Origin of the sequence: Haladaptatus pallidirubidus (genome assembly GCF_020700235.1) — an archaeon.
Classification (GTDB): Archaea; Halobacteriota; Halobacteria; order Halobacteriales; family Haladaptataceae; genus Haladaptatus; species Haladaptatus pallidirubidus.
On record NZ_CP085303.1, the window covers coordinates 1 to 25,710 of the forward strand.

At 48.8% G+C, this 25,710-nt stretch carries 24 protein-coding genes and 1 pseudogene; 15 read left to right on the forward strand and 10 right to left on the reverse strand.

Features of this window, described 5'->3' with window-relative positions; genetic code table 11:
• Positions 1-179 precede the first annotated feature (179 nt).
• The 3 genes from LIX15_RS23800 (at position 180) to ddfA (ending at position 3,493) form a co-directional block, all read left to right on the forward strand.
• On the forward strand, positions 180-1,361 hold the full coding sequence (locus tag LIX15_RS23800) for a galactokinase (protein WP_227777683.1): 1,182 nt from the start codon (positions 180-182) through the stop codon (positions 1,359-1,361).
• An 887-nt stretch (positions 1,362-2,248) separates the two neighbouring features.
• Complete coding sequence (locus LIX15_RS23805) at positions 2,249-3,037, forward strand: helix-turn-helix transcriptional regulator (RefSeq protein WP_227777684.1); 789 nt, start codon at positions 2,249-2,251, stop codon at positions 3,035-3,037.
• Between the two features lie 135 nt (positions 3,038-3,172).
• Entirely contained in the window at positions 3,173-3,493 is a 321-nt protein-coding gene (gene ddfA, locus LIX15_RS23810; RefSeq protein ID WP_227777685.1) for a DdfA family disk-determining factor, read from the forward strand.
• Positions 3,494-3,644: 151 nt separating this feature from the next.
• On the opposite strand, the gene LIX15_RS23815 is transcribed toward ddfA, so the two are convergent.
• Positions 3,645-3,995, reverse strand: a complete 351-nt coding sequence (locus LIX15_RS23815) for a hypothetical protein (protein WP_227777686.1) — start codon at positions 3,993-3,995, stop codon at positions 3,645-3,647.
• Between the two features lie 332 nt (positions 3,996-4,327).
• Here LIX15_RS23815 and LIX15_RS23820 point away from each other — a divergent pair, with 332 nt between their 5' ends.
• The 3 genes from LIX15_RS23820 (at position 4,328) to LIX15_RS23830 (ending at position 6,848) form a co-directional block, all read left to right on the forward strand.
• Positions 4,328-5,263 (forward strand): ABC transporter ATP-binding protein, encoded by a 936-nt coding sequence (locus LIX15_RS23820; protein WP_227777687.1) that lies wholly within the window; start codon positions 4,328-4,330, stop codon positions 5,261-5,263.
• Positions 5,260-6,093 (forward strand): ABC transporter permease, encoded by an 834-nt coding sequence (locus tag LIX15_RS23825; protein ID WP_227777688.1) that lies wholly within the window; start codon positions 5,260-5,262, stop codon positions 6,091-6,093. Before LIX15_RS23820 ends, LIX15_RS23825 begins: the two co-directional genes overlap by 4 nt.
• 335 nt (positions 6,094-6,428) lie before the next feature.
• On the forward strand, positions 6,429-6,848 hold the full coding sequence (locus LIX15_RS23830; protein ID WP_227777689.1) for a pyridoxamine 5'-phosphate oxidase family protein: 420 nt from the start codon (positions 6,429-6,431) through the stop codon (positions 6,846-6,848).
• A 195-nt stretch (positions 6,849-7,043) separates the two neighbouring features.
• Here LIX15_RS23830 and LIX15_RS23835 read toward each other — a convergent pair whose 3' ends face one another.
• Positions 7,044-7,946, reverse strand: a complete 903-nt coding sequence (locus LIX15_RS23835) for a ketopantoate reductase family protein (RefSeq protein WP_227777690.1) — start codon at positions 7,944-7,946, stop codon at positions 7,044-7,046.
• Between the two features lie 272 nt (positions 7,947-8,218).
• Between LIX15_RS23835 and LIX15_RS23840 the strand changes: the two genes are divergently transcribed.
• Positions 8,219-9,214, forward strand: a complete 996-nt coding sequence (locus LIX15_RS23840; RefSeq protein WP_227777691.1) for a M48 family metallopeptidase — start codon at positions 8,219-8,221, stop codon at positions 9,212-9,214.
• Between the two features lie 56 nt (positions 9,215-9,270).
• Here the strand turns inward: LIX15_RS23840 and LIX15_RS33775 are convergent, their stop codons facing one another.
• Both LIX15_RS33775 and LIX15_RS23845 read right to left on the reverse strand, forming a co-directional pair.
• Positions 9,271-9,765: a DUF7344 domain-containing protein gene (locus LIX15_RS33775; RefSeq protein WP_438267227.1), complete on the reverse strand. Its 495-nt coding sequence runs from the start codon at positions 9,763-9,765 to the stop codon at positions 9,271-9,273.
• Positions 9,729-10,172 (reverse strand): DUF5946 family protein, encoded by a 444-nt coding sequence (locus LIX15_RS23845; RefSeq protein ID WP_227777692.1) that lies wholly within the window; start codon positions 10,170-10,172, stop codon positions 9,729-9,731. The genes LIX15_RS33775 and LIX15_RS23845 overlap by 37 nt, the downstream gene beginning before the upstream one ends.
• Before the next feature lie 409 nt (positions 10,173-10,581).
• Here LIX15_RS23845 and LIX15_RS23850 point away from each other — a divergent pair, with 409 nt between their 5' ends.
• The 3 genes from LIX15_RS23850 to LIX15_RS23860 all read left to right on the forward strand — a co-directional run bounded on the left by LIX15_RS23850 (position 10,582) and on the right by LIX15_RS23860 (position 12,709).
• Positions 10,582-11,364 carry a helix-turn-helix domain-containing protein gene (locus LIX15_RS23850; RefSeq protein ID WP_227777693.1) on the forward strand — a complete coding sequence of 261 codons (783 nt, stop codon included), beginning with the start codon at positions 10,582-10,584 and terminating at the stop codon, positions 11,362-11,364.
• Positions 11,365-11,606: 242 nt separating this feature from the next.
• Positions 11,607-12,368 (forward strand): AzlC family ABC transporter permease, encoded by a 762-nt coding sequence (locus LIX15_RS23855; RefSeq protein ID WP_227777694.1) that lies wholly within the window; start codon positions 11,607-11,609, stop codon positions 12,366-12,368.
• Positions 12,365-12,709: an AzlD domain-containing protein gene (locus LIX15_RS23860; protein ID WP_227777695.1), complete on the forward strand. Its 345-nt coding sequence runs from the start codon at positions 12,365-12,367 to the stop codon at positions 12,707-12,709. Before LIX15_RS23855 ends, LIX15_RS23860 begins: the two co-directional genes overlap by 4 nt.
• A 342-nt stretch (positions 12,710-13,051) precedes the next feature.
• On the opposite strand, the gene LIX15_RS23865 is transcribed toward LIX15_RS23860, so the two are convergent.
• From LIX15_RS23865 to LIX15_RS23875, 3 genes are all read right to left on the reverse strand, one after another.
• Positions 13,052-13,471 carry a VOC family protein gene (locus LIX15_RS23865; protein ID WP_227777696.1) on the reverse strand — a complete coding sequence of 140 codons (420 nt, stop codon included), beginning with the start codon at positions 13,469-13,471 and terminating at the stop codon, positions 13,052-13,054.
• 461 nt (positions 13,472-13,932) lie between these two features.
• A complete protein-coding gene (locus tag LIX15_RS23870; protein WP_227777697.1) occupies positions 13,933-14,220 on the reverse strand; it encodes a HalOD1 output domain-containing protein in 288 nt (95 codons plus the stop codon).
• Between the two features lie 417 nt (positions 14,221-14,637).
• The gene (locus tag LIX15_RS23875) at positions 14,638-15,030 is read right to left on the reverse strand and encodes a CopG family ribbon-helix-helix protein (RefSeq protein WP_227777698.1); all 393 of its coding nucleotides are present in this window, start codon (positions 15,028-15,030) and stop codon (positions 14,638-14,640) included.
• A gap of 104 nt (positions 15,031-15,134) precedes the next feature.
• Here LIX15_RS23875 and LIX15_RS23880 point away from each other — a divergent pair, with 104 nt between their 5' ends.
• The gene (locus tag LIX15_RS23880) at positions 15,135-16,022 is read left to right on the forward strand and encodes a sulfite exporter TauE/SafE family protein (protein ID WP_227777699.1); all 888 of its coding nucleotides are present in this window, start codon (positions 15,135-15,137) and stop codon (positions 16,020-16,022) included.
• 809 nt (positions 16,023-16,831) lie between these two features.
• Complete coding sequence (locus tag LIX15_RS23885; protein WP_227777700.1) at positions 16,832-17,389, forward strand: NAD(P)/FAD-dependent oxidoreductase; 558 nt, start codon at positions 16,832-16,834, stop codon at positions 17,387-17,389.
• A gap of 26 nt (positions 17,390-17,415) precedes the next feature.
• Here LIX15_RS23885 and LIX15_RS23890 read toward each other — a convergent pair whose 3' ends face one another.
• Positions 17,416-17,715 carry a hypothetical protein gene (locus tag LIX15_RS23890; protein WP_227777701.1) on the reverse strand — a complete coding sequence of 100 codons (300 nt, stop codon included), beginning with the start codon at positions 17,713-17,715 and terminating at the stop codon, positions 17,416-17,418.
• A gap of 396 nt (positions 17,716-18,111) precedes the next feature.
• On the opposite strand from LIX15_RS23890, the pseudogene LIX15_RS23895 reads away from it, so the two are divergent.
• From LIX15_RS23895 to LIX15_RS23905, 3 genes and pseudogenes are all read left to right on the forward strand, one after another.
• Positions 18,112-18,309 (forward strand): annotated as a pseudogene (locus LIX15_RS23895) (AIM24 family protein); the annotation flags it as partial.
• Between the two features lie 220 nt (positions 18,310-18,529).
• Complete coding sequence (locus LIX15_RS23900) at positions 18,530-19,648, forward strand: mechanosensitive ion channel family protein (RefSeq protein WP_227777702.1); 1,119 nt, start codon at positions 18,530-18,532, stop codon at positions 19,646-19,648.
• A gap of 286 nt (positions 19,649-19,934) precedes the next feature.
• On the forward strand, positions 19,935-20,822 hold the full coding sequence (locus LIX15_RS23905) for an MSCRAMM family adhesin SdrC (protein ID WP_227777703.1): 888 nt from the start codon (positions 19,935-19,937) through the stop codon (positions 20,820-20,822).
• 56 nt (positions 20,823-20,878) lie between these two features.
• On the opposite strand, the gene LIX15_RS23910 is transcribed toward LIX15_RS23905, so the two are convergent.
• On the reverse strand, positions 20,879-21,661 hold the full coding sequence (locus LIX15_RS23910; RefSeq protein WP_227777704.1) for a TrmB family transcriptional regulator: 783 nt from the start codon (positions 21,659-21,661) through the stop codon (positions 20,879-20,881).
• Entirely contained in the window at positions 21,654-25,415 is a 3,762-nt protein-coding gene (locus tag LIX15_RS23915) for an MMPL family transporter (protein WP_227777705.1), read from the reverse strand. The genes LIX15_RS23910 and LIX15_RS23915 overlap by 8 nt, the downstream gene beginning before the upstream one ends.
• Positions 25,416-25,710: the final 295 nt, after the last annotated feature.

Consider the following 25,710-nt stretch of genomic DNA (forward strand, 5'->3'; position numbering starts at 1 on the left):
AGCAATGTTGACGCCGATGGGCTTGGACGTCAGTAAGTTAATTTAGACTCATTGAGTTTGTCATACATCGGTGTAACTTTCTACCGTTCAAAACATTCCTTACTGTATCGACCGAACACATATATTGGTGTAGTTTTAACGATAAGCTGATAGCAATTGCACACATCACTAAGTATAATATGATAGAAAATCAATTGATTATGAAAGGTAAAGAAGCCTTCCAAGCAGCATTTGATGACGATCCTAAGTGTGTTTCTGCAGCCCCTGGACGTGTGAATCTCATCGGTGGGCATACAGATTATAACAGAGGATATGTCCTTCCTGTTGCAATTGACCGACATACTGTTGTCGCTGGGCGCCGCCGAACAGATCAGGAAATCGTCGTTCACTCACAGACATTAGCAGAAACAATACGGGTCGATCTCTCTACCGTTGAGCAACAACAAAACACTTCGTGGATCGAGTATGTTATCGGCGTTGTTAGCGCTCTCGTCGGTGAAACTCTCCCTAGTGGCATGGAGCTAGTGATTACAGGTGACATTCCATTGGGTGCGGGGTTGTCTTCATCAGCGTCGCTTGAACTCGCTGTCGGTGCCACCGTCCGAGACCTCTTTGACCTTCAATTAGATGACCGTTCATTAGCCAGTCGGTGTTGGACAGCCGAAACAGAATTCGTCGGGGTTGAATGTGGTATCATGGATCAGTACGCCGCAACATTTGGAGAAGAAAACCATGCGCTGTTTCTCGACTGCCATAACAAAACACATGAGACTATTAAATTGACAGATGATCTTCGCATTATCGTAGTTGACACTAATGTGAAACATGAACTCGCTGCGTCAGCATACAACGATCGAGTTTCGGAGTGTCAAGAAGGCGTTGAAGAGTTCAATAAATTGCTTTCACATGAGGTGAGTTCGCTTCGAGATGTTTCAGTCGAGGAGTTCGAGAGCTATGCCGAGTCTATTCGGCAGCCTGTTCGAGATCGATGTGAACATGTAATCAGAGAAAACAGGCGTGTCCAGGTGGCTGCTCAGGCTCTTAAGAGCAATGATCTTGAGCAGTGTGGCAATCTCATGTTCTCTTCTCATGAGAGTCTAAGAGATCTGTACGAGGTAAGTTGTCCTGAATTAGATATGGTTGTTGATTGGGCACACGAGACTGAAGGTCTCATGGGGGCTCGGATGATAGGAGGTGGCTTTGGAGGATCCGTTATCGCACTCGCTACTTCTGATATGTTGAATTCATTTAAAAAAGTGGTTGAGAAATCATATTTCACAGAAACTGGTATCGAACCGGAAATCTATACCAGTCAAACGTCAGATGGTGTTACATCTATAAAATATAAAGATATTCGTTAAATCGTACGAGATAACCTAAGTCAACCACTCTAGTTCGGCTCGGAGCATGAGCCAGATAATAAAGTTGACTCACACATGGATAGTTTCGCTGGCATGCTTCGAGTACTTGATGAACTTCCTGATAATACGTCGAGAGTAGCCCATATTTCGTTGGCTGTGAGTCACGAAGGATCCGGATACGTTTACTGAGAAGATCTGGCATGGCACACCAATACTATTCATGAGATTATATCTTATTTTTTCTATATGAAATAAAATATGATGGAATGGTACACGATTGTATCGGTGAATATTTTGTTTCTTAACCTCACCACAAAGCTTATGTTCTTCACTCCGAAGATTCTTGATGTGGCGAGAAAACCTCTGACAGTAGTGTGATAAGCCGTCTGAGGGTCTGGCGCCATCACTCCAGATCCATTGTCCCCACCCCGCCACATCCCCATCCTCCCCACTCACACGTATGCTATAGCGAAATCGATGTATCTTTTGTTCACACCCGTAGAGAGCTAATCGGAGATTAAGTGGGATAAACGTGAGCAAACACGACTCTCCTCAGATTTATATGATAGAGTGTTATCACTACATCTACAATTACACACCTACCATTGTAACAGGGGTTGTAATTTACTTCACCCCCTGAAACTCTTGCAGGGGTTGTTCATCTACGAACACTCTAAGATTGGAGTTATTGTTTTCTGAAACAGCGGCATTCTTACTGGATTAGAAACACATTACAAAATCTGAGAAATTTTTGATATCTTTCTGCGAGAGCAAGAAAGAAGTCAGATATCAAGACCGCCAGCTATCCGGATTCAGGCAGCACCACATTTGGGATGAAATCGGTGAAGTATCTACCTTTTATGAGAAAGCAATACATCTTGCCGGTTATGACTCCCCGTAAATACGTGAACTTTCTCGCAAACTCCCCTGTACGATACCAAATACTGCAAGAAGTGGCAGAGCGTCCAACTGATCCAGGAACATTGGCATGCGAGTGTTCGTGTTCGCGACCGACAATCCATCGATCACTTACAACGTTCCAGGAATATGACTGGGTTGATGAAATAGAAGGAAAATATAAAATTACACCGGTTGGAAAGCAGATTATTCACCAATACGACTTATTTCTTGAAACGCTTTCAACTGTAATGGAGTACCCACAGTTTTTCAATCATCTAGGAGAGGAAGAAATGGACATCCCGCTTGACGCAGTCAATAACAGCACAGTTATCGCAGCAACTCCACGGAACCCGCATGCACCACTCACGTATTTCACGACAGCGGTTCGGGAGATCTCAAGTGAGCAGTGTTTAGTGGTTGCACCAATTATCAGTCCAGAATTTATTGAGGCGAGTCAACCACTTCTTGAAGCAGGAACTACACTTGAACTCATCTATGATAAGGCTGTTTTTGAAATGGTCCGAACCAAGTACGAAGACGAGTTGATGAGTGCGTTTGATATGAAAAAGATAGCACTCTACATCTATCCAGAAGAGCTCTCCTTTGGGCTTGTGATTTTCGATGAGCAGGTCTTCGTTCACGCTTACGAAACGAGTGGGCAGTTTTCTGCCTGCCTCAAAAGTACTGACCCAATGTTATATGAGTGGGCGAAGGACAAATATGCGGAATATCGAGATTCTGCACGACAGATTAAGGATCCCTCAGAACTCCCCTAAATAGAACTGACGCCCATTTATTCAAGGCTTCATGATGCATATACAACCGAATTATTTATCATAGTTACCTCTGTGATCAGTGATAACACAGGATATGAACACGGGCTAACACAGCCAGTACAATCAAGAGTTACCATGACAGAGTATTCCACCCCCGACTCAACGCATAGTAATAACATCTCATCGCGACCACCCACACATCAATCAGATTCACTAAGTAAGCGAGTTGTTGAGGCAGTTGCCCATGTAGTTAATTGCTCAAGTAGTGAGCTTGAACCGCTTTACAACGTTGTCGACCCAGATGCATTAGATTCCCTATTCGCACCCATGGACGGGAAGATGCGAACTGATGTAAAACTCGAGTTTGAGTACGCTGGGTGTGACGTCGTTGTTTATAGTTCCGGTGCCATCGATGTTGTCGAGTTAAACGTCTCAGAGGAACCAAGGACTGAGTGAGTAGGTACGAGTACAGTTGGATACTCGTATTTCAGTTCACATTCGATGCACAAAGCACATTCCTATAGACTGCTCAAGATTCCAGTGTAGCGGTACATTCGTGCTTCTCCGTGTCTCAGACATCTCGAATTAACACATCAATTCTGGTTTCTCAGTTATGTCTCAATGGCCACCAGCTATCCAAGTCCAACACATCATTGTATTCAGGACGAAAGATGGGAATATACTGATTAAAATCTAAAAGGGGCAAGAATGCACCACGACGGTTGGAAGATTCCAGATTATAGGCGACGATCAATAGCCGAACTCGGCTCGGTACTTCCACAAGCGACCTTGGTTTTGAAGAAGCTAATAAATGGAAGAAACGCTCTACCGCTGCGACGCTACTAAAGAGCTTATCGACAACTTTCACAATATGGTGGCCGTCGATATCAAACGCGGTCAGCAATCTCATAGTTTGGGTTTTGGCTCTGCCGCCTACCTTTGCTGGGACGTCCACCATGACCAGTTTCGAGCGCTAAAAGACACTGTTCAACGTCGAGGACACGCTCGAACTGAGCCTCAGCCAGCAAATTTATAAGTTTCTCGACTTTATCAGACCCCATACGCATTCCAGCGTGCCGCCGAACTTGTCTTCACGGAGCAGCCCGCATGCTTCGGGGCTTGACCTCTCGGCGGTTCACCTCGAAGAGTGGTTTATGCTAGTCGCACTCTGTGCATGGCTCAACATCCCCTTTGTGCTCAGCTGCCTGTCGTTCGACCATACATACCCTGGATGAGCGTGGTGTCGTTTGTCAGGGTAATTTTAAACGGATGAAACATCAATTGGAGGTTATGGCCGCTATCCAAACGAAGTCTCTGACCAAGCGATTCGGTGATGTTGTTGCCGTCTCTGACCTCGACCTGACCGTCGAGGAAGGGGAAATCTTCGGTTTCCTCGGCCCGAACGGGTCAGGTAAGTCGACGACTATCAATATGCTGTTGGACTACGTCCGACCGACCGACGGGAGTGCGACGGTTCTCGGCTACAACGCCCAAATGGAAACGCAGGCGGTTCATGAGCGCATTGGCATCCTCCCCGACGCATTCGACCTCTATGGACGTCTTTCCGGGCGTAAACACGTCCAGTTCGCCATCGACTCAAAAGGCGCCGATGAGGACGCAGACGACATCTTGGAGCGAGTCGGCCTCTCCTCCGAGGACGCAGACCGTCCTGCAGGCGACTACTCGAAAGGAATGCGTCAGCGAGTTACCCTTGGAATGGCGCTGGTCGGCGATCCTGACCTGCTCATTCTGGACGAGCCCTCCTCGGGACTTGACCCGCATGGCGTCCGCGAGATGCGCGAAATCATCATCGCGGAAGCGAACCGCGGTACAGCCGTGTTCTTCTCCAGTCATATCCTCTCACAGGTCGAGGCGGTCTGCGACCGCGTCGCCATCATGAACAAGGGCGAACTCGTCACCGTGGACACCATCGCTGGGCTTCGAGAGGCGACCGGTTCAGGCGCGACGATGGAGCTCACCGTCGATTCCGTACCTGACGTGTCGTTCGCCGATATCAACGGCGTGACGAACGTTGCCATCGACGGCGACAGAATCTCCGTATCATATACGGAGTCAAGCGTGAAAGCGAAGGTCATTAACCGCGTCGAGGAGACAGGGACGACTGTCACCGACATCACGATGAAAGAGTCGTCACTCGAGGATCTTTTTGAAACCTACACCACCCACTCCGACAGTCAGCGCACCGAAACGGAGGTGCGAACATGAGCTGGGCGGTGGTCGCGCGCAAGGACTTCGAGGACGCCGCACGATCGAAGATGCTCTGGGCGATCACGGCGCTGTTCGTGTTGGCGACTGCCGGTGGGATGTACGCCGTGAGTATGGTGAACGATAATTACACCGCGAAACAAACGGTCGGATTCCTCAGTTCCCCAGCGACACTCATCGTCCCGCTTGCAGCGCTTGTCGTCGCGTACCTCGCTATTGCGGGTGAGCGAGAGTCGGGAAGTATCAAATTGCTACTCGGTCTGCCACACACTCGCCGCGACGTGGTTCTCGGCAAACTCATTGGTCGGTCGGCTGTCGTCGGGGTTGCAACCATTATCGCATTCGTCGCGGGTGCAATCGTTCTTCTCGTTCGGTACGGTTCGTTCCCGGTAACGGAGCTCCTCGTTCAGGGAATTGTTACGCTCCTGTTTGGACTCGTGTTCGTCGGCATCGCAATCGGTTTTTCGTCGATGACCGCCACCCGTTCGCGGGCGATGGCGGGTGCCATTGGCCTGTATTTTCTCTTCCAACTCGGCTGGAGCATAATTCCGATGGGTGCCTATTACCTGCTCGAAGGGGGTATTCCGAATCCGATGGACGGATTCCCCCCATGGTATCTCTTGCTTCAAATACTCAATCCAGCCAACGCGTACGTGGTCGTAGCGAATTTCTTGACGAACCCGGGCGGTCAGAACATGTATCAGTCCCTCGTCACTGGGGATGCACCATTCTATCTCGAAGGGTGGTTCGCGCTAGTCATCCTCTTCGTCTGGCTCCTTCTCCCAGTCTCGTTGGGCTACTTGCGGTTCCGTAGTGTCGATCTGAGCTAAAATCCTCGATTCTCTTTATCACTGGCCAAGATTTGGACGTAAGGTGACCCCGTCCGCCCCGCCGCTTCATGATTATGGTGAAGTCTGCAAACCGAACTTTCAGGATGACCGCAGCACACGTGAGCGCAGTGAGATACGGCTTAATCGCATCATAGCTCGACCAGCAGAGGTTGGAGCCGGCGCTCTCGAAAATTTGAATCGTGCGATTTCGATCGGTTCACAGGTTGTAGGCTATTCTGGTTGCACGTTTATTGATAAACATACAAAACAAGGACCGCCGTGTAGGTTCGATTTTTCACGTATCAAGCTTTGATGATGGAGAGCGAAGGTGGGATATGAGTATTTCACCCGACGCAGAAGAATTCATCAGGGATGCGAAGCTCATGGCCCACTTGGCAACCTCGATCCATGATCGTCCACATGTTGCTCCCGTCTGGTACACCTACGACGATGGAGCACTCTTCGTCCTTACTGGTGGGAAGAAGTTAGCGAATATCGAGCAGAACCCTCGAGTTGCAATCTCAATTGAGAAGAACACCGATGGAGACGCAGAGTGGATGATAACGCTGTTAGGAAGGGCAACAATACATACTGAATCTGAACGCATCAATGACGCAGCACGCAAGATATTCGTGAAATATCTGGGCTCGGATAAGGAGGCATGGCCGGAGTACTATCGCCAATCGCTCACCGATGAACCGCCAAATACACTGATCGAAATTGAGATTGCATCGGCGACCACAATGCAGTTCTAGAGGATCATCACCCCCCCTACGCAAAGTAATCGGCATAATATGCTCTTGGTCATTTCAAGTGGAGTGCCCCCCACTATGAGGGTATGGAGCAGAGATAGGGATCCTGCTGATTAGAGAGCGTAGATTGAGCGGTACAGAGACAGACATAGCAAATATTACAATCGCTTTACCATCTCAACGACCTGTTCTTCCACGCTAACACTGTTCAACGCCTTTGATGAGCGCCGTCACGTGGGTGTTCGCAGGGACAGCGATGTCTGCGGTCTCTGCCATATCGATAATTGCTCCGTTCAGCTCGTCAATCTCTGTTCGCCGTCCATGCTCAATGTCCTGCGCCATACTCACGCGGTGATCTGCGTGTGAGTCGGCCATCGACGTAATCGTTTGCTGTATTGTCGTTACGTCAATGTCGATCCCTTGGCTGCTGGCGACGCAGGCTGCTTCCCTCAGGAGTTGTGTTACAATCCTATCCAGCGAGTCGGTTGTCAACTGTGTGACTGGACAACCTGTCAGTGTCAGAACTGGTGCCGTTGCCACCACGAGGGAACCTTTCTCCCAGATAACCGACCGAGGATTGGTGACTGACTCAACATTGAATCCAGCCTCCGCAAGCGTCTCCTCAATCGTCGCGCAGGCACCTGCGTTGCCACCGCCGAACGTCGTCAGTCCGGTGGATGTCTGGGTAATGGTACCCGGTTCCTCCACAATTGCTGCTTCGTAGGTGACCCCACAAAATGCCCGGTCACGACCGACCTGATCAAGTAAATAGTCGTAATTGCGGAGACCATTCTGCAACGACAGCACCCACGTTTCTGGCCCAATACACGCTGCATGCTCGGTCAGTGCCGTTTGTGTTTGGTGCGCCCGAACGAGGACGAGTACCAAGTCAGCGGTCCCCACGTCACTGGCAGTCGTCGTTGCGTTAATACCGACCGTCAGCGGTGAATTTCCGTTTTGGTGGATCGAAATCCCCGCTGTTGAGAGAATATTGGCAGTCTGTTCCCGCCGATGGAGAAGCCACACATCGTGATTGGCGGCAGCGAGGTATCCGCCGAACAGACATCCGAGCGCACCGGCGCCGATGACCGCGATCTTCATGCAGTCTCTTTTCCGCCACTATGGAAATACGTTTGCACTACAGATTTCACAGAGATTAGTTCGGAGATCTCGGGGGCGGATGCACTTTCGCTTGACATTTTAGGACATGTTCGCTTCAGGGTACCTGTACTCCTAGTCGATGATATCGATCGAGGAACCCGACTCGCGGCAACCTCAAATAGCCATACCCTGTCACTGGCATTCTGAGCAAGCGATTTTACGATTCAAAAAGATCGATTCAACTATTACTCGTCCCGAAAGTATACGTTGATATGCTGATTCCGTTAGAGGTTCGAGCATGGAGTATTACGCTCGGACTCCTAACAATCACGCTGTTCGCGATTACAGCCATCGTTCGGACAGGGGCCCCACTTCCTGTCGTCAGTATTGCTCTATTCGTATTTGGCGTTATCGCGTATGCATCCTATCGAGCAGGCGGTCGCTATGCATTCGACCATAGACATGCCAGACCATTCGAACCCGGAGAATTACCAGAGGTTCACCGAACAGTCCTCGAAATTTGTGAAACTGCCAACCGACCCACTCCCACAATAGTCCTAATGGAGATGGATGCACCGGGTGCAGTCGTCGGCTACGACGACGGATCACCGATTGTAGCTCTCGATCCGCTCCTCCCACAAATTGTTGGTCGTGAGGGAGTAGGTGCTCTCTTTGCGCACGAACTCGGGCATCTGGGGACGGATCTTCATACTGACGCACTTCGTGCATATCTCCCACAAATTCTCGGATTTTGCGTGTTCTGGCTTCTCTTTCTCGTTGGCCGCGGGCCTGAAGTCGCCGGTATCGGATCACTCTTGTTTGGCGCACTTGCGTTCGCTGATGATAGACGGATTCACGTTGTTCGATATGTGCTCAGTCTCGGTATCGAACCACTTGCACTCGCAGTGAGTCGGTATGCAAATCGATTGGAGGAATACCGGGCGGATGCGTATGCTGCTTGCGTTGTTGACCCTGAGACGATTGCTGAGGCACTGTACCGAGTGGCTGCGGTTGCGACCGGTGAGAATATCGAGGATATTACAGGGCCGATTCCGTGGAACGAAGATCGATCGCTCCGCTTTGCGCTGTTTGCCACTCATCCATCGATCGAAAATCGTGTCGCACGATTGGGCTGTGACATTCCCCTGTGGGCTAGACCATACCACCCTCAGTCAAATAGAAAGCACCAATTAAAATATATTTCTGACCCTCGACGCCATGGAGATGGTATCAAAGATGAAGAATCTGAGGTAGAGTACTCACGATAGTACTCACAGACAGAAATGAGGGAGTCCGGCCTGTGGAAAGCGGTGGGATGGAAGAGCTACGAATTTTGATTGTTCCTATTGTCCTCCTTATTCCCATCACCAGCGATCGGTTCTGATTGTAGCAGTGCCTCAACACGTGACTCTTCAATATACGAAATAAGTTGGAGTGAGGTATTGTACTCAATGAGGCCATAGTCCGCTAGCTTTGGAAGTTGGAGATGATGAAGCTGAATCAAGAGGCGGTCTCGATCAGTGGCTTGCATTGTTTCAGATGTCACATTACAGGCAGATATGTAAATATGCTCCATGAGTGCTTCAATCGGAACAGGCTGGTCAGCATTCGCGATAAGATACCGGAGAATTTGTCGTCGTTGTGTATCAGCGAGAAGCACAAATAACCAGCACCTGATTTCCAAACTATAACAAATCGCCACCGTGCTGAATCTCATCGAGCCCGCGTTCGTCGGGATCGACCATAAGGAGAAAAGCGAGGCGAAATGTATAATCAGAATGACTACAAGCGAAGCTCTTCTAACACTGAATCCGCCCATTGGGTAGCGTATTCAGCATATTCCTCTTTATCCGGTGACGCCAAAACGAGGTCCATAACCGTCACAGGCCACGACGTCGTTTGAGATCGAGGAAGTGGATCGCACGGTTGTCGTTGTACTCGCGTTTCACCATCGAACTTCTGTCGCATCCGACGGCGGCAGTCCGAAATTGGGACATCGTTGTGAAGGTTATCGGATAAAGCTGATCGGAGCGCCGCGAATGCCTCTTGTGAATACCCCATTGATTCCGGATGCTGAAGAATGTAGGCCGAAACGGCACGATAGTGCACCGTCTCTCCGACGCCGTCTGGAAAGCTCCATTCAATCGCTTGCAACGTGTCGAAATTGTCACGACATGTTCCGGTAGGAGGAATGGAGGCACCACATTCAGGACATTCGTCATCCATCCCATTCGCCCTCCAGCACCGCATACATGAGCAGATTCATGTACATTCTTTGATGGTAGGCGGCCTCCTTCAATCTGCCTTCTTGTCGAAAGCCGAGTTTCTTCCAGAAGCGACACGAACCGATATTCTTATCGACAGCCATTTTTCCATCGGTGAATCCGGCATTCTTCGAATGCGTACGTCGTGAGCAACCGACTCGCCTCGGTACCGTATCCTTCCTCCCAAAATTCGGTGCAAGTACATTACCGATTTCCGTCAATTCATCGACGGGGGTAGCCTGATCCAATCCAATAGTTCCTGCCGGCTTTTTCCCGTTAATGTTCTATTTTCTATAGTTATGTGGGTGCCCAATCTAAACACGAGTCAATGGCACTCAATCATTAAGCTTGTCTAGACTGATAACACAATCATGCGTGAATACGTTTTTCTGCTCAAATACGATCGTGGTGTCCATCCAATTCGAGATGTATTTATCGATCACCCTACGGTTGTAGCAACAGCACTCGACATTTCTACGGCACTGGACGGCGGCTGGCGAATTGAGCACCTCTCTGGCCCGGAAGACGCTCTCAACGCAATCGAATCCGTCTATTTCAATGAACAATGTAATGACTGTCTCTATCCGACTTCGAACTGTGATACAGTGTTCGAATATCAAGTTCTTGAGCACGAACCTACTGCCCGGACGATTTACCGATTCGAAACAGACCAGAGTTATTGTCACGCTATCTCCTATCTCGCACTGAAAACGCTCGGTAACGGGTTGGTCTTCGACGCGGTTCAACGTGGACCCTTCTACGAGTGGCGGCTACTCGTCCCTACTGAGAAAAATATCGAAGTCTTTCACGAAGTACTTCGTGAAGATATTCCAGATGGCATCTCGCTCGAAGTGCGTCGGGTCAGTGCACCCGAACACTGGCTCCATACACGACGACCGCAATGGGAAACTGATCTTCCGTACAAACAGCGGGAAGCACTAGAAACGGCAATGGTAATGGGGTACTATGACTATCCGCGCGAAGCAACGCTCAAGGACATCGCCATCGAACTCGATCTTCCACTAACAACACTCCGATACCGCCTTCGTCGGGCCGAAGCGTGGGCGACTACAACCGCTCTCAAAGGGATTCCACCTAACACTATCGATACCAGCGAGATGGTTGGTTTCCCTACCAACGGAAAACGGTCGTGAGCTCCCCCACTTAACGCGCAAAATGCGTTGAGGATTGGGACTTTCTGTTTCTACAGGCGGAGCAGGCCGAGTGCCTCGGGGCTTGACCCCGAGGCGGTTCACGACGTGCGTTGCAGACACAAGCAGTACTCGGTTGGCCGAGATTTGCATTATTACAAACACGGTGCTATCGACCTTCGGCTCATACCTATAGAAATGACATCGCGATCAAACCTGCTAACATCGACCGATGAGAGGGGACGATGAGCGCTCAAAAGGATGCATTCGCAGGTGCACGTGCTATGGTTCCTATTCTTCTGGGAATTATCCCATGGGCACTCATTACTGGTGTAACTGCTGTGAATGCAGGACTGTCACCGTTGCAAGCAATTAGTATGTCGCTTATTGTCTTCTCAGGAACCGCTCAGCTCGTTATGATCGATTTAATTGGGCAAACAGCATCAGTTATAGTAATTGTTGGGACAGCGTTCATCATTCTCCTCCGATTTTTGATGTATAGTGCGTCGATCGCACCTCACTTTCGACACTTCAGCCTTTTTTGGAAGGTGATTTGCGCACATGTTCTTTCTGATGAAGGATATGTGATCTCACTTGCGGAATTCCGAGCAAGAAATCCCAAAGAGTGCAATCAAAAGTGGTTCTATCTCGGAAGTTCAGTCACGCTCTGGGCTACATGGCAAATAGGAACGATTATTGGGGTTATCGTTGGTGTACAGATTCCCGCTGGTCTCTCACTGGATTTCGTGATTCCACTTACGTTCACGGCTCTATTGTTCTCATTTCTTGATGACCAGCCAGCGATACTCACAGCAATTGTCGCTGGTGGAGTTGGAATCACTACGAGTGTTATCCCAAACAATCTTGGGCTAGTGATCGCCACATTTGTTGGTGTTACTACTGGTGTCTTTGTCGAATACCGACAAGGGGTATTCCCGACCATGAGTGATCCAAAGGCTGAGCTGGATAGTGAGGTTGATTCTGTCGATGAGAGAGAGAGTCTATGACGACAGAATATAGTTCAACTACAATTTGGATGGTGTTCTTTGCCACTGGAATCGGAGCATTCGTGCTCCGGTCGTCGTTTATTTTCCTCATTGGAAAGTTGGATGACATCCCTCCATGGGTCGAGGGTGCATTGCGGTTTGTTCCACCAGCTGTATTAGCCGCTATCGTTATCCCAGCAGTGTTATTACTTTCTCTGGAGCCATCACTCAGGTTGGTATTCGAGACTGAGAAACTGCTTGCATTAGCGCTTGCAGGGGTCGTTGCATGGCAAACCGATAACTTTCTCGCAACTATTGGGATTGGGATGGTTATACTGTGGGGATTCCAAACTATAATGTGAATTATGTATATTTGGTATTTGATTTGATATACACCAAATAAGAGTAAGTACCCTGACTAAGAACAGTTTTGAGAGCAAAATACTGTGTCTACAAAACAGGGTACGATAGGACGGAGCGGTTGACGTAGTGTGAACCGCATCGAGGTCAAGCCCCGGGGCACTCGGCCTGCCTGTAGACTCGTGCAGACCATTGTCTCTTCGGTCACGTCGTCGAGTGAGTAACAGTGTTTTCGTGCATTCACAAATGAAATGTGTGAGTTAACCAGCTCTTCGTCTTCAAGTCCGTTTAATGCGGAGAGAACCGAGCGTAGTGGAAGATCCGTGGCAAGCCCGATTGGATAGTTACGTCTCGATTAGTTCGATGAGGTTTCCATCGGGATCCCGGAAGAACAGGATCCGCGAGCCGCTTTCTGTTGTTTGTGGTTTACTCAGCGTTTCAACATCCCTTGGAAGAGTCTCGAAAAATGTGTCAATGTCGTCGACTTCCAGACCAAGATGCTTCGCTCCTGGCTCGTTGATCGTACTTTCTGTCCTCTTTTCTCCTGCTGGCTCATATTCTATTAGTTCGATTCGTGCGCCTCCAGTGCCTAAATGCACAAATCTCCCAGTTGCTCCCTCGACATCAACGGCTGTTGAGAACGACGTTCCAGAGACGGTAAATTGGTCAAGAACGGTTAGATCGAGGACATTACAATAGAACTCCACAGCACGGTCGAGCTCTGTCACAGTCAGACCAATGTGATGTGTCCTTAAATTTGCCATATATTGATATCAGGTAGAACACGGGTAAAACCGCTTCGGCCAGATGCTAAGTGGATAATTGTTACGATGTTGAAACTACATATCGGTGGCGATATCAATTAAGGTCGTTAGAGTCGTGGCCATCAAACTCATCATCGGGTTTCGTCTGTGTCCGAAGCGAAGGCCTTAACGTCGCGTTTTCGACAGCAGCCATATGCTTGCAGAAAGCGATGCACTGGATGTGGTACGGACACGTGTAAGGGATTGCATCGATTGCAAGCTACGGTGAGAAAATACTTTTGAAGTCAGCTCTCGGCTAAATAAGGGCGTATTCACTGAATACAGGTGCTAAGTCCTCTTTCTCAAAGAGCGAGCAACGCGAGCGAGCAGGGTAGGGTAGTTCACGTTCGCCGGAACTTTCGCCCCCCGGATGAGCAGGAGACGCGGTTTATGACGGCGACGTCAGCGACCGCTGATAGGAGTCACTCATCGTTTTCCTTCTCAAGGACACGGGCGTAGAGTCCTTCATTTTCCCATATTTTGAGCATTGCCCCGTCGATTTCAAGCACAACGGAATGGATTGTGTCCGGTCGGTGGGTGAACAGATTGTCGAGGGCATCGGGGTCGACGTAATCATAGAGTCTGAATTCTGGCGAGCTCAGATCAGTGCCGTCGTGATCGGCCAGTGCCTTGAGTGCGATTTTACATGCTTTGACGTTGCCCTGACCGCCTGCTACCCCGGGACTGTCGTCCGAATTTGAAGGTTTCATGCTTTTTCACTGGGTCCCAACTCAAGCGATACGACTCTGTAAGCAATAATAAAAACACTGGCTAAAATGATGACTGTCGTGAATACCAGATTCCATCGATATAGATTATGATCTAGATCCCGGACATAATAATTTGTATCTTAAGAGTAGTCACCAACCACAATCGCAATCAGGACAATAGCTTGTGCGGCACTGATGTCACCGTTTGTGGTGGGGACGACGAGATATAATTACTACCCGTCACCCTCCTCAACACGGAGCGACCCACCGCACTTGCTATATCTGTACCGTTCGGGATTGCGAACGATCTTCGAGCGCCGATACCGGACAATCCGACCGCTGCAATCCTCGCACAGCAGCTACGTTGGCGCAGTGAATCATTCAATGCAGTGTCTGTGACATCCAGAAAAAGCTGTACTAATCAACTGGCTGCAGGAACATCACATTCACACGGCCAACAGCGTCAAAATCACGCAACTGATAAACAAGTTCTCGAATCCGGTGAGTTGACCCACCACAGAATACTGTCTCCAAACACCATTCACCGTGATGAAGGTGTTGTGTTGTATGGATAACATCCTCAAACTCATGTTGCAATGTATGCAATTCCCCAATCACGAGCGTGTGTTCATAATCGAACGCAATTGCGGCAATGGCTTCACCTTCGATCGTTTCTAACTGGGTATGTCGTTCGATATATTCCTGAATGGCTTCCCGAGCAGCTCGAGAGCGCGATTCTAGTCCTTCTGCTTGCCAGGTATCGTCAAATGCGTCGAGTATTTCTTGAGGGATATTGAGGCTGGTTCGCATACTGCTAGCGAGGTGACCGTCTTATTTATTCACTCGTTATTACGATTTCTCCGAATTGATCATAACAACTGCTAAACACGCCACCTGCTACTGATTCAATTATAATGGCCCCAACTGACGCGATTGGCCTCTTCGCTGGTGCAATTGCTCTCGGAGCAGTGCACGGGATAGAACCAGGACACGGGTGGCCGATTGCAGCCTCCTATGCACTGGATAAGGCGAATAAGTGGGTTTATGGATTTGCAGCGAGTTTTATCCTGGGTGTCGGCCATCTCATTAGTAGTATTGCGATGGTTGGCGTGTTTTTCTTCGCAAAATCGTATTTCGAGTTGGCAGAGGTGAACCAGCCAATTCAGGTCGATGTGTTCTCTCAGACCCTTGTCTTGGGTGGGCCAGTAAGTCTCGTCGCTGGGGTATTCTTGATCCTGCTTGGCATTCGCGAGTATACGCACGGGGGACACTCACATGTTGATCACGAACACAGCCATGCCGATCACGATCATTCACAGGGCTATACTCACGGCCACCACGTCCATGAGGAACATCACGGTCACTCTGACCACTCACATACCCATGATGAGGGGCATACCCATTCCAAGCATGAGCACAGCCACTTTGACGATGCGGGAATTCTTGTTCGAGTACGAGGATATCTCCCGTTCGTAGGTGAGCATTCGCATTCACATTCTCATTCGCAGGAGTCAGTCGATCGAAGCCTATTCGGAATCGCGTGGTTTGCATTTCTTCTTGGGTTTGCTCACGAAGAGGAGTTTGAAATCATTGCACTCTGTGCGGGGTCGAACTACTGCCTTGAGCTTATGAGCGTGTATGCAATCACTGTTATTGTTGGAATTGTTGGACTGACGCTCCTGCTCATCGCCGGGTATCATTATTTTGAGGAGAAAGTCGAGCAGTACACACCTTACCTGCCAGCCTTTTCCGCCGCTGTTCTCATCATCATGGGCATCGGATTCATTGCGCATCTCTTCTGACCACCAGCCCACTCTAAGTATGCAGGAGTCACAAAGTAGGACTCTACGACGTACGCGGTTACACCCACGCTTAATCGAACGAATTGTAACCAAAGCGTATCCTGGCGGGTTGCTCGAATTTGAGGACGTGTTCTAGTTTTCAAATCAGATCAATGTCTCGGTGAACATCTATGACTTAGCATACTTCTCTTTGTATTTCTCCTATATGAATAAATGCTGACCATCTTCAAATTATTTTCAATATTTTATTAATTATCCACTTATTTTGCCTATAGATGTAATTCGAAACGTTAAAAATGGGCATTCATCAATAAGGAGTACTCTGGAATGTCGAATTCGCTCCGCAATCAAATTCAAGTTCTCTATGAGACTTCTCCATCACAGTATGGAATGCTACGGTCATACGCTGAAGAACTCGAAGCACTTCTAACTGGATCTTCGCATAATTACCCGACAGTCAAACAATTATTAGCATCATCTGATACGCCAGCCATTCCACCACAAGTAGTGGGAAATCTCCTTACACTTTGTGACCAATTCGGTATTCTTGTAACCCACAGCAAGCGAAATACGAGCAATCGATATGATCTCACCCAGTTCAACCAGAAGCGAATGCAGAAGTTAATTCATCTGCTGGATCAGGAGCCCTTCGACTGAACTCCTTGTCGATCTTGCATTCGCGCTCAAAATGGGCAATCTGTGACACCATCGCAGACGCAGTTTCACCACATTGCGAGCTGCTCCCTACCACGCTCGTGTACTCCCTTGTTTGGAGTAAACTTATGCGATAACGAGGCGTACTATAGCCTATGTCCGATGTGACAATTGTCGGTGGCGGTCCAGCTGGACTCAGTGCAGCACTCTTCACGGCAAAGAATGGACTTGAGACTACTGTGTTCGATACCGATAAGACGTGGATGCACAAAGCACACCTTTTCAACTACCTGGGGATCGAGAGTATCGATGGAACTGAGTACATGGAGAAGGCACGTGACCAAGCTGACGAGTATGATGTGACCCAACACATGAACACAGCAGTAACGGGCATCGAAACAGACAATGATGGGTTCCAGATCACAACTGACGACGGAGAGCATCACACAACGTACGTTGTCTTAGCGACCGGAACAAATCGTGATATAGCCGAGCAACTCGGTTGTGAGCTTACTGATTCGGGGACAGTCTCGGTGAATTTGAGTATGGAGACTAGTATCAATGACGCTTACGCAACTGGTGCAATGGTTCGTGACCAGGAATGGCAAGCAGTCATCTCCGCTGGTGATGGTGGTGCAGCAGCACTCGACATTTTGAGCAAAGAGAAGGGAGAACACTTCCACGACTTCGATACGCCGGCAGACGCAGAATAAGTGAGCAATATCGGAGGTTACAGTGCCTATTTCACGTCAGATTTATGGATGATATGCCGTTTCGGTGGCCAACTTTCTTGTTTTAGTTGTTGAAATCCAATCAAACATAGGGCTTGACCAAGAAACAGCATGCCCAATAAATCAGTTGGCACGTTATACTTTGTCTGCATATGAGTAACAGACATTGCTATGAATATACTACCAATTATAATCCAGGCACCTTTTTTCAGCATTGGTCCGGAAGATATAAATTCAGTAAATCGAATCGCATTTGAGCGAACAACTGAATCCTCCCAGTCCTGTTGATCAACATTTTGGGCTGGCATACCATCTTTGCTAGAGGATAGCACAATATATGTATTCCCTTGATCATTCATTTGATAATATTTTTGTACTAATTATTTCCTTCGCCAAATTAGTTGATACAGAAGACCATTTTGACATCCTCTCCGCGCTAAAGCGCGAGGATTCCTCCGTTGGGGGTTCGGCTACCGACCCACGGGGGCAACTTGCGGGTTCGTGCGCACTTCTTTGGGACTGTCGTGAGGGTGTGGTTTCCCCTGTTGACTGTGCGTGAAGACAAGTCAAAAGGAACTGCCGAACGAACCACCGTTTCAGCCCTTTTTTATTCGGGACATACCAAGTGACGGCTTGAGACCCGAGGAAACGCGCAACCTGAATATCCACTTCGTGGATTCCCGCATCTTTAGGCGCGGGAGGATGTAACCACCCATGGAAAGCCGCTTGTTATTCCAATATCTATGAGTACGGACCCCAATGCGACTGTCGCTTGGAGCAGTAATGTGTCACCCACCTCGAAGCAAGACCTCAATCTCAAGAGTTTCTTTGGACGCTCCTCCGGAGAAACGTATCAGCTTCACTTCGCCGAGGAAGGTGAATTCGTTATCATTCAGCCGTAAGAAGAACTGCAGCCTCAGCAGTAAGACGGATGACGGCGCTGTATCCCCGCCATAAACGACGGGGTTTTAACGCCTCCCATTCAGATAATTTCGGTACACTCTTGTGACGTCACTGTCTTCAAATGTGACGCATGGCACGCATTGTAGAATTATCACATCAGACCGGGATATACCGCCCTAATAGCACCTCCCAACACCGATCCATTAGAAGTGATTGCTGATGGTTCTTGCATCGCTTCTCCAGTGGATCGTTAATCAATTCCCGGGTTCGGAAGGCCAATTTTTCCTATCTCTTATTGTTGGTATTGGCCTCATCCTTTCTGAATGGACACTTTGGAAACTCTCGCGGGTTGCAAAGCGTGACTATCCATCTCGCGTGGTAAATGTTGGTCTGCTCGTTGCCAGCTTGATCCTCATTGGGTTGAGTGGTAGTCTCTTAGTCGTTATCTGGGACCAGACGCAACAAGCAGTAGAGAGTGCAAAAGCACTTAGTGCAGTCAGAAGGATCAGTTTCCAGCTCGTGCTGACACTTGGCGTGTGTGCAGCAGCGTATGTGAGTGCTGGAATGGCTGATCGGGTCATTGACCGACTCTTGCAACAGACCAAAGAGATCACACGCCACCAGGGAAAGGTCGTCTCGCGATTGTCTATTATCGGAGTCTATGTTGTTGGTCTTCTCGCTATATTGAGTGTTTGGAAAATAAACCTCCAAGGATTATTTGTAGGTGCTGGACTGCTTGGCGCCGTAATTGGGTTGGCAGCGAATGAAACGCTTGGTTCGCTTCTTGCGGGCTTTCAACTCATGTTCTCTCGACCGTTCGAGATCGGAGATTGGGTCCAAATTGATGAGCATGAAGGGATCGTGACTGACATCACGATTTTCACGACTCGTATCGAGACGTTTGAAGGAAAATACATCATGCTCCCAAATGACGTCGTAAGTAGTAACACAATCATCAATATCGGGCGGAAGGGACGACTTCGACTCGGTGTTGAGGTAGGGGTGGACTATGAAGCCGACCCCGATCATGCAATGGCTGTTGCAAAAGAAGCCATGAAAGACATCGACAAAATTTTGACAGTGCCTAGTCCCGACGTCGTTTTAAAGCAATTAGGTGATTCTGCAGTACTCCTCGAGCTGCGGTTCTGGATTGAGAAACCAAGCAGCCGACGGAAGTGGCGTGCAGTGACAGCTGTTGTCCGAGCAGTGAAACTCGCCTACGATCGCGAAGGAATCAAAATCCCATATCCACAGCAAGAAGTATCTGCCCGCGAGGAGACTGGTGGATTTCGGGTGGTCGATGGCGAATCAACTGTTACACTCCCCGAACAAGATTGAGGGTTAAGAGCAATGACGTCCTCGCCCGCCGTAAACAGTTGCATTTCCTTGCTGTTTAAAGATAGACAAATACTGTCCCATTGTTGAGTTTGCGCAGACATCCTCAATCTAGGAGAGAGGTATCTGATGACAAATACACTATTGTCCAACAAAGTGCTCTCTGACAACTCCATAACGGTGGGAACGCTTACTGTTGCACGTGTTACTGAGGAGATAGTTTAAGTCATAAAATCTTCCCTTCGGAGAAGGCGACAGAATTAAGGCGGTTATAATTCTTTTATTATATATGCCGCGTATCGATTGGAAGCAGTATATACTACTTCATAAAGAGCAGCTTCTCGTTCTTTTTGCTGCCTTGCAGGTTGTTGCTGCAATGTTCGTCGTTCCAGTAGCAGCAGAGTCACCGTCAGAAGATAGAAATAGTACATGCGATTTGATCAAACTATTAGATTGGATTGTGACGGAAGATACTCTACGAATAGTCTCAATTTCGAGTTCAAGAAATACGACAGTCAATGAGTCTTCTCGAGATGAAGATGGACTTTCGATCGACGAAGAACAACAGCTTGGAACGGATCCAAATAGTGTCGACACGGACTGTGATGGCATTACGGATTATGAAGAGACAAATGGTGGCCAGCCAGTTGATACGGATCAAGATGGGACCATCGATGCCCTTGATAGCGATTCAGATAATGATGGTAGATCGGATACAGTAGAACGCGCTAACGGAACTAACCCACTGGAGAAAGATAGCTCTTCAGATACCATAACAGATCCAAATAATACTAGTAGACCTGATTCCCCTGAGGCTCCTTCTAACGGTTCGAACACGGGCAAGGACGACAATCATACCAGCTCTTCTGGCGAGCACGGCGGTTCTACACCTACCACCAACGAAAATCCTACAAATACACCCACTACTACGTCGGTTACTGATAGTTCTGAGACTACACGTACGTCTGTCGAGACAACTGAAACGAGTGCTCACTCTACGACTGGAACAACTAGCTCCACTTCTACTGAAACTAGCAAAGTAACAGCAAAACGCACCAGTTCACAGGACGTCCCTGGATCAGACACGCTTCCTGATATCAATTCACCATTCATCGCACTCATTGGATTGCTCTGTGTGCTTAGCGGTTTGGTAGCTATTACTCGTCGTAGAAACTGAGTATTAATTATCTGAGCACAGGCGCTAAAACCCCGTTGTTTACGGCGGGGAGGTTGTCATGCCTCGATGAATTTCGAAAACCAGGTTTCCAGAAGACCGATCAAAACACTAGTAAACCCAGTGCCATCGCTCCAGAAGGCGACTTCGTTCTGGATCCCGTTTTGCTGGGCAGGGACAAGGACGCTCATAAGGACAACATCTGAATCGATCGCCAGAACCCGGCCACTCCGATCGTCAGTATCATCTTCTGGCGTGATCGAGGTGTGATGCGCTTCAAGACTTCGGTCTTCAAAAAGCTCACAAACAGATGGGTTTTCACTCGTAATGAGAATGTCAACATCTGCAGCTTTCGCGCTTACAAACGCGTCAATCACATTCTCAGTCACCATTGATGGATCGCGAGCGGCAAAAATAACTCGCTGATTCGCGTTGCTAATGAGTTGGGCGACACGATCGCTGATCGTCTTCTGACCTTTGATCGTCCAAATGTCTTCCTGAGTTTCAGTTTCATCGATCGGCTGTTGTTGCAGGGAACTAAGTGCATTAAACGCACGATCTTGCTCGCGTTCGAGTTGGGCCTGTAAATGTGCACGTGCCTCATCAAGTCCAACCGCCCGGAACTGCTGTGGGCTGGATTGCTGAACATCCACGAGCCCCAATTCTTCCAATCCCTCAGCAGCACCATAGACTTGTGAGCGAGGCACATCACTATTATTCGCGATTTCACTTGCGGTCGCCTTTTCGATCGGCTGCAAGGCACAGAAGACCAATGCCTCATACTTTGAGAGTCCGAGCTGCTGGAGTGCGGCAGCCGCATCAGCCCGAGTTGCCTTAGTCATTTGTTGTACCTACATCATCGATGGTGGATTTATCTGCCGATTCAGAAGTCGTTGTCCCACCAGGACCCAAATACCGTGTCCAGAGGGCAAGGAGACTGGGAAGCACAAAGACACTCGCAAGGAACGAGTAGATGATTGTGAGCCCCGTAATGATGCCAAACTGCTGGAGCGGTGGGAGGATGGCGAACACAAGGACACCAAAGCCACCCACAGTTGTCGCCGCACTCCCGAGGAGTGCCCCACCAGTTCCAGTCACACTTTGACGCATCGCAATCCACACGGACGCTTGCTCGTCGAGCTCGTGGATGTAGCGCTCACTGAGGTGAATACTGTAGGCAATGCCCAGTCCCACCGTCAAACTGGTAATTAGTCCAGTAATCACGTTGAACGGAATCCCAAGGATATACATCGTGCCAAGGATCCAGGACACACTGAATGCCACTGGGAGCAGCGTAATGAACCCAAGCGTCGCACTCCCGTGCAAGAAGTAGTACGTGAGCATTAGGAAGATAAACGTTGCACCAAGCGTGATTAGGAGACTCTCGATAACGGAGTTGAGCAGCTGATCCTGGACGATTTTGAAGACGATCGGTTGACCAGTTGCGACCGCGCTAAGACTATTGTTCTGTTCGATAGTCCCTGCAACGGCTTTCATCTGCTTGCTAACCGCATCATCGCTTGCACCTCCTTTGACCGAGATCGTCATACGGATGGCTTTGTACTGTCCCTCGTCTGTTCGGTAGAGAACACCTTTCGCTTGGTCTGGTGCAACCGTGTATAGTTTGTCATAGACCGCTTTCAGATTGCGATCGGGGACGCCATCGCCGTTGGAATCTGCATTTTCAAACGTTGTTTTGAATGAGTCATTCTCCTTTGCGACCGACTGCATGACCGAAAGCGGACTATCGATATCCGGCTCATCACTCGACAAGATGACTGTCGAGTCTTTCTTCGCCGCTTCGCTCTCTGTTTTTTCTATTGTTTCGAGTGTAGTTGACTGTGTTATATCCCCACGTATCAGTATTTCTGCATTGGAATCCTGACGCAGGAAATTGTTATTCACGTACTCCAGCGAGGATTTCATTGTATACTCACCAGGAGCGAAGGGCTCTGGTAACTCGGTCATGAGACCGGACGGATCGCTTGCCAGGAAATCCTCTTGAGAGAAGCTTGTGTCGACCTGAGATGCACCAACTCCGCCGAGCAAGGTGAGTATCACAGCGATGGCAAGGACGATACGTGGCGCCTTGCGGGCTGCCGTTGCACCGCTAGCAAGTACTGCGCCAAGCCGTCCACCACCAGTTCCAAAGGCCCGCTTTTGCCGATCCCAACCACGAGTTTCTAAGAGTGAATCGAGCTCGGTCTTGATAGCCGGAATCAGCACGCCGAAGATGATCAGTGCAGCCGTAATCCCGACCGAGCTGACGATACCGAACTGCCGAATGGGGGGTACGTCACTAACAAGATTCGAGAGGAACCCGATCACCGCAGTAACCGTCACGAGAATCAACGCGATACCAAGACTCGATAGTGTGACTTTCATCGACGTTTCGACGCCCTCGGTGCGATTCCGCTCTTCGCGGTGACGCATAAAGACGTGAATCGCATAGTCAATTGAGAGCCCGATGAGCAATACCGGGACTGCGATGAAAATCTGATTGAAGTTGATGTCAGCCCAGCCCATGAACCCGAACGTCCACATAAGGACCAGGGCAATACCGAAGAGTCCTAAAATAATATCGAGAAGATCCCGATAGGCGAATATCAGCACACCAAGAACGAAGATAATCGCCAGGGGCCCGACGATAAGGACACTGTCACTCATCGAGCGTTGGGTTTCATCTGCGATGATACCGCTTCCGAAGACAAGTACGCTCGATTGCTTTGTATCAATATTTTTGTGTGCGATCGTCTGCATGGCCTTCTGCGAGTTCATGATTCGATCGCTCGCCGTCTGACTACTGGTAGCGTCTCCTTTCGTCTGTTGGGCGACGATGATCATCGTCGCATTCGCATCCGTGCTCCCAGCTTCATAGCTGGTTGGCATGAATGAAAATGCACCATTCCCATCAGCACTGGAACCATCCTGGCTAGCGTTTTCGCCGAGAACTGTCGTGGTTGCATTGTCGATTTCCGACTGATTGTGTGACTCCAGAATCGACAGTTGTTCAGAAAGTGTAAAATTAGTCCCATTCTGAAGAGTTTGCTGGCTGTTCTCTAGCTCCTCACCATCCTCTTTGAGCGTTTCTTGTGCGTTTTCGAATTCCTCAAATTGTTTTTGAAGCTGTTTGCCCTCTTCTTCGAGCTGTTCGGAATCGTTCTCCAATTCCTTCTGTGCCGCTTGTAGTTCTTCAGAATCCGCTTGGAGCTGCTGTGAATCTTTCTTGAGTTGTTCGCCACGCTCTTTGAGCTGTTGAGAATCTGCTTCGAGATTAGCCTGTTTTTTCTGCAGTTCCTTTTTGTCCTGTTGGAGCTCGCCAAAGGCTTCCTGTAGTTCTTTTCCTTCTTGTTTCAGTTCTGCAGATTGCTCTTTGAGCTCAGCCTGGTCTGCTTGCAGTTGTTTACCCTTCTCATTGAGTTGCTCGGATTGCTTTTTGAGTTCCGCCTGGTCTGATTTGAGGTCGGCTGCCTCCTGTTCGAGCTGTTGAGCATCTTCGATGAGTTCTTGTCGATCCTGTTGGAGAGCAGCTGATTCATTCTTGAGCTGAGCTTGGTCAGCTTCTAATTGAGATTGTTCCTCGCGAAGGGAAGCAAGCTGTTGCTGGTATTCCGTATCGTTGAGGGTTCCATTTTGATAGGCTTCCTCGATTGCCGCTTGCCGTCCTTGCAACTCTTGGCCTCGTGCGACCAATTCTTGCTGTGTCTGGTTCAGTTCGTCGGCACGCTCTTCCAACTCTACTCTGCGTTGTTTGAGTTCAGTCTGGCTTTGATTGAGTTCTTGTGCGCGCTGTTGGAGTTCTTGGCCACGTTCCTGAAGCTCTGCTTTGCTCTCGTTGAGCTGTTGGGCTTGTTCTTGGAGCTGCTGACCCTTTGTTTGCAGCTGTGCTTTGCTCTCGTTGAGATCATCAGATCGCTGCTGGAGCTGTTGTGCACGCTGTTGGAGATCTTCACCTGCTGCTTCGAGTTTCTCACCGCGCTGTTGGAGCTCCTGCTTACTCTCGTTGAGTTCGTCAGACCGTTGTTGGATCTTCTCGCTACGCGCGTTCAACTCGTTACCGCGTTCTTCCAGGCGTTCGCCCCGTTGCTGGAGTTCTTTCTTGCTCTCATTGAGTTGTTCAGACCGATTCTGAAGTTGCTTGCCCCATTCTGTGATGTTTTCTCGCCGTTGCTGGAGATCGTTACCTCTCGATTTGAGTTCTTCGGCTTTATCTAGCTGGAAGACCGTTGTTGCGAGAATATTCGCGATACCAACTGTTGGTGACTCATCTGTGAGCGTTTCGTTGATTGTACTGTTATTCCTCAGTTTTTGTTGTAACTTGATCTGATTTTGGAGGGATGTTTTAGAAAGTGTATTGTTATCTCGAACGATTACTTGGACACTTGTTGTGTTGTTTGAATATGTTGAAAAATTTTCATTAATATAATTCTGGGCCTTCGCTGCTTGACTACTTTCGCTTTGAAACGAATCCAGAGAAGATGATTGTCCAACCATCGATGCACCCGATCCGAGAATCAACGAAAAGATAAGCAGCACTACGATGAGTAGGCGACTGTGTTTGATGATTCCCGCACCCAGGCGCTCAGAGAACGACATCTCTGACACCTCTGTTAAGCCATACCAATTGTGTTTGTAGTAGACTACTCACGATTATGTTGTTATTTGACTACTCACAGCCATCCAGATATACTTTCCGATACTTGCATGCCTAACCTTCCCGTCAGATGTGGACAAATATCTATTGAATCAAACACACTAAAAACAGCAAAAGGAATGAAGAACAGAGAATTATTATCTATTAACATGATATCTTGATAGGGCAATGAGTAAGCTAGTGCTTTCCCTCACACCAGAGTAGCAGCCCAACGAGGGAAAGAGTAATACAGATGAT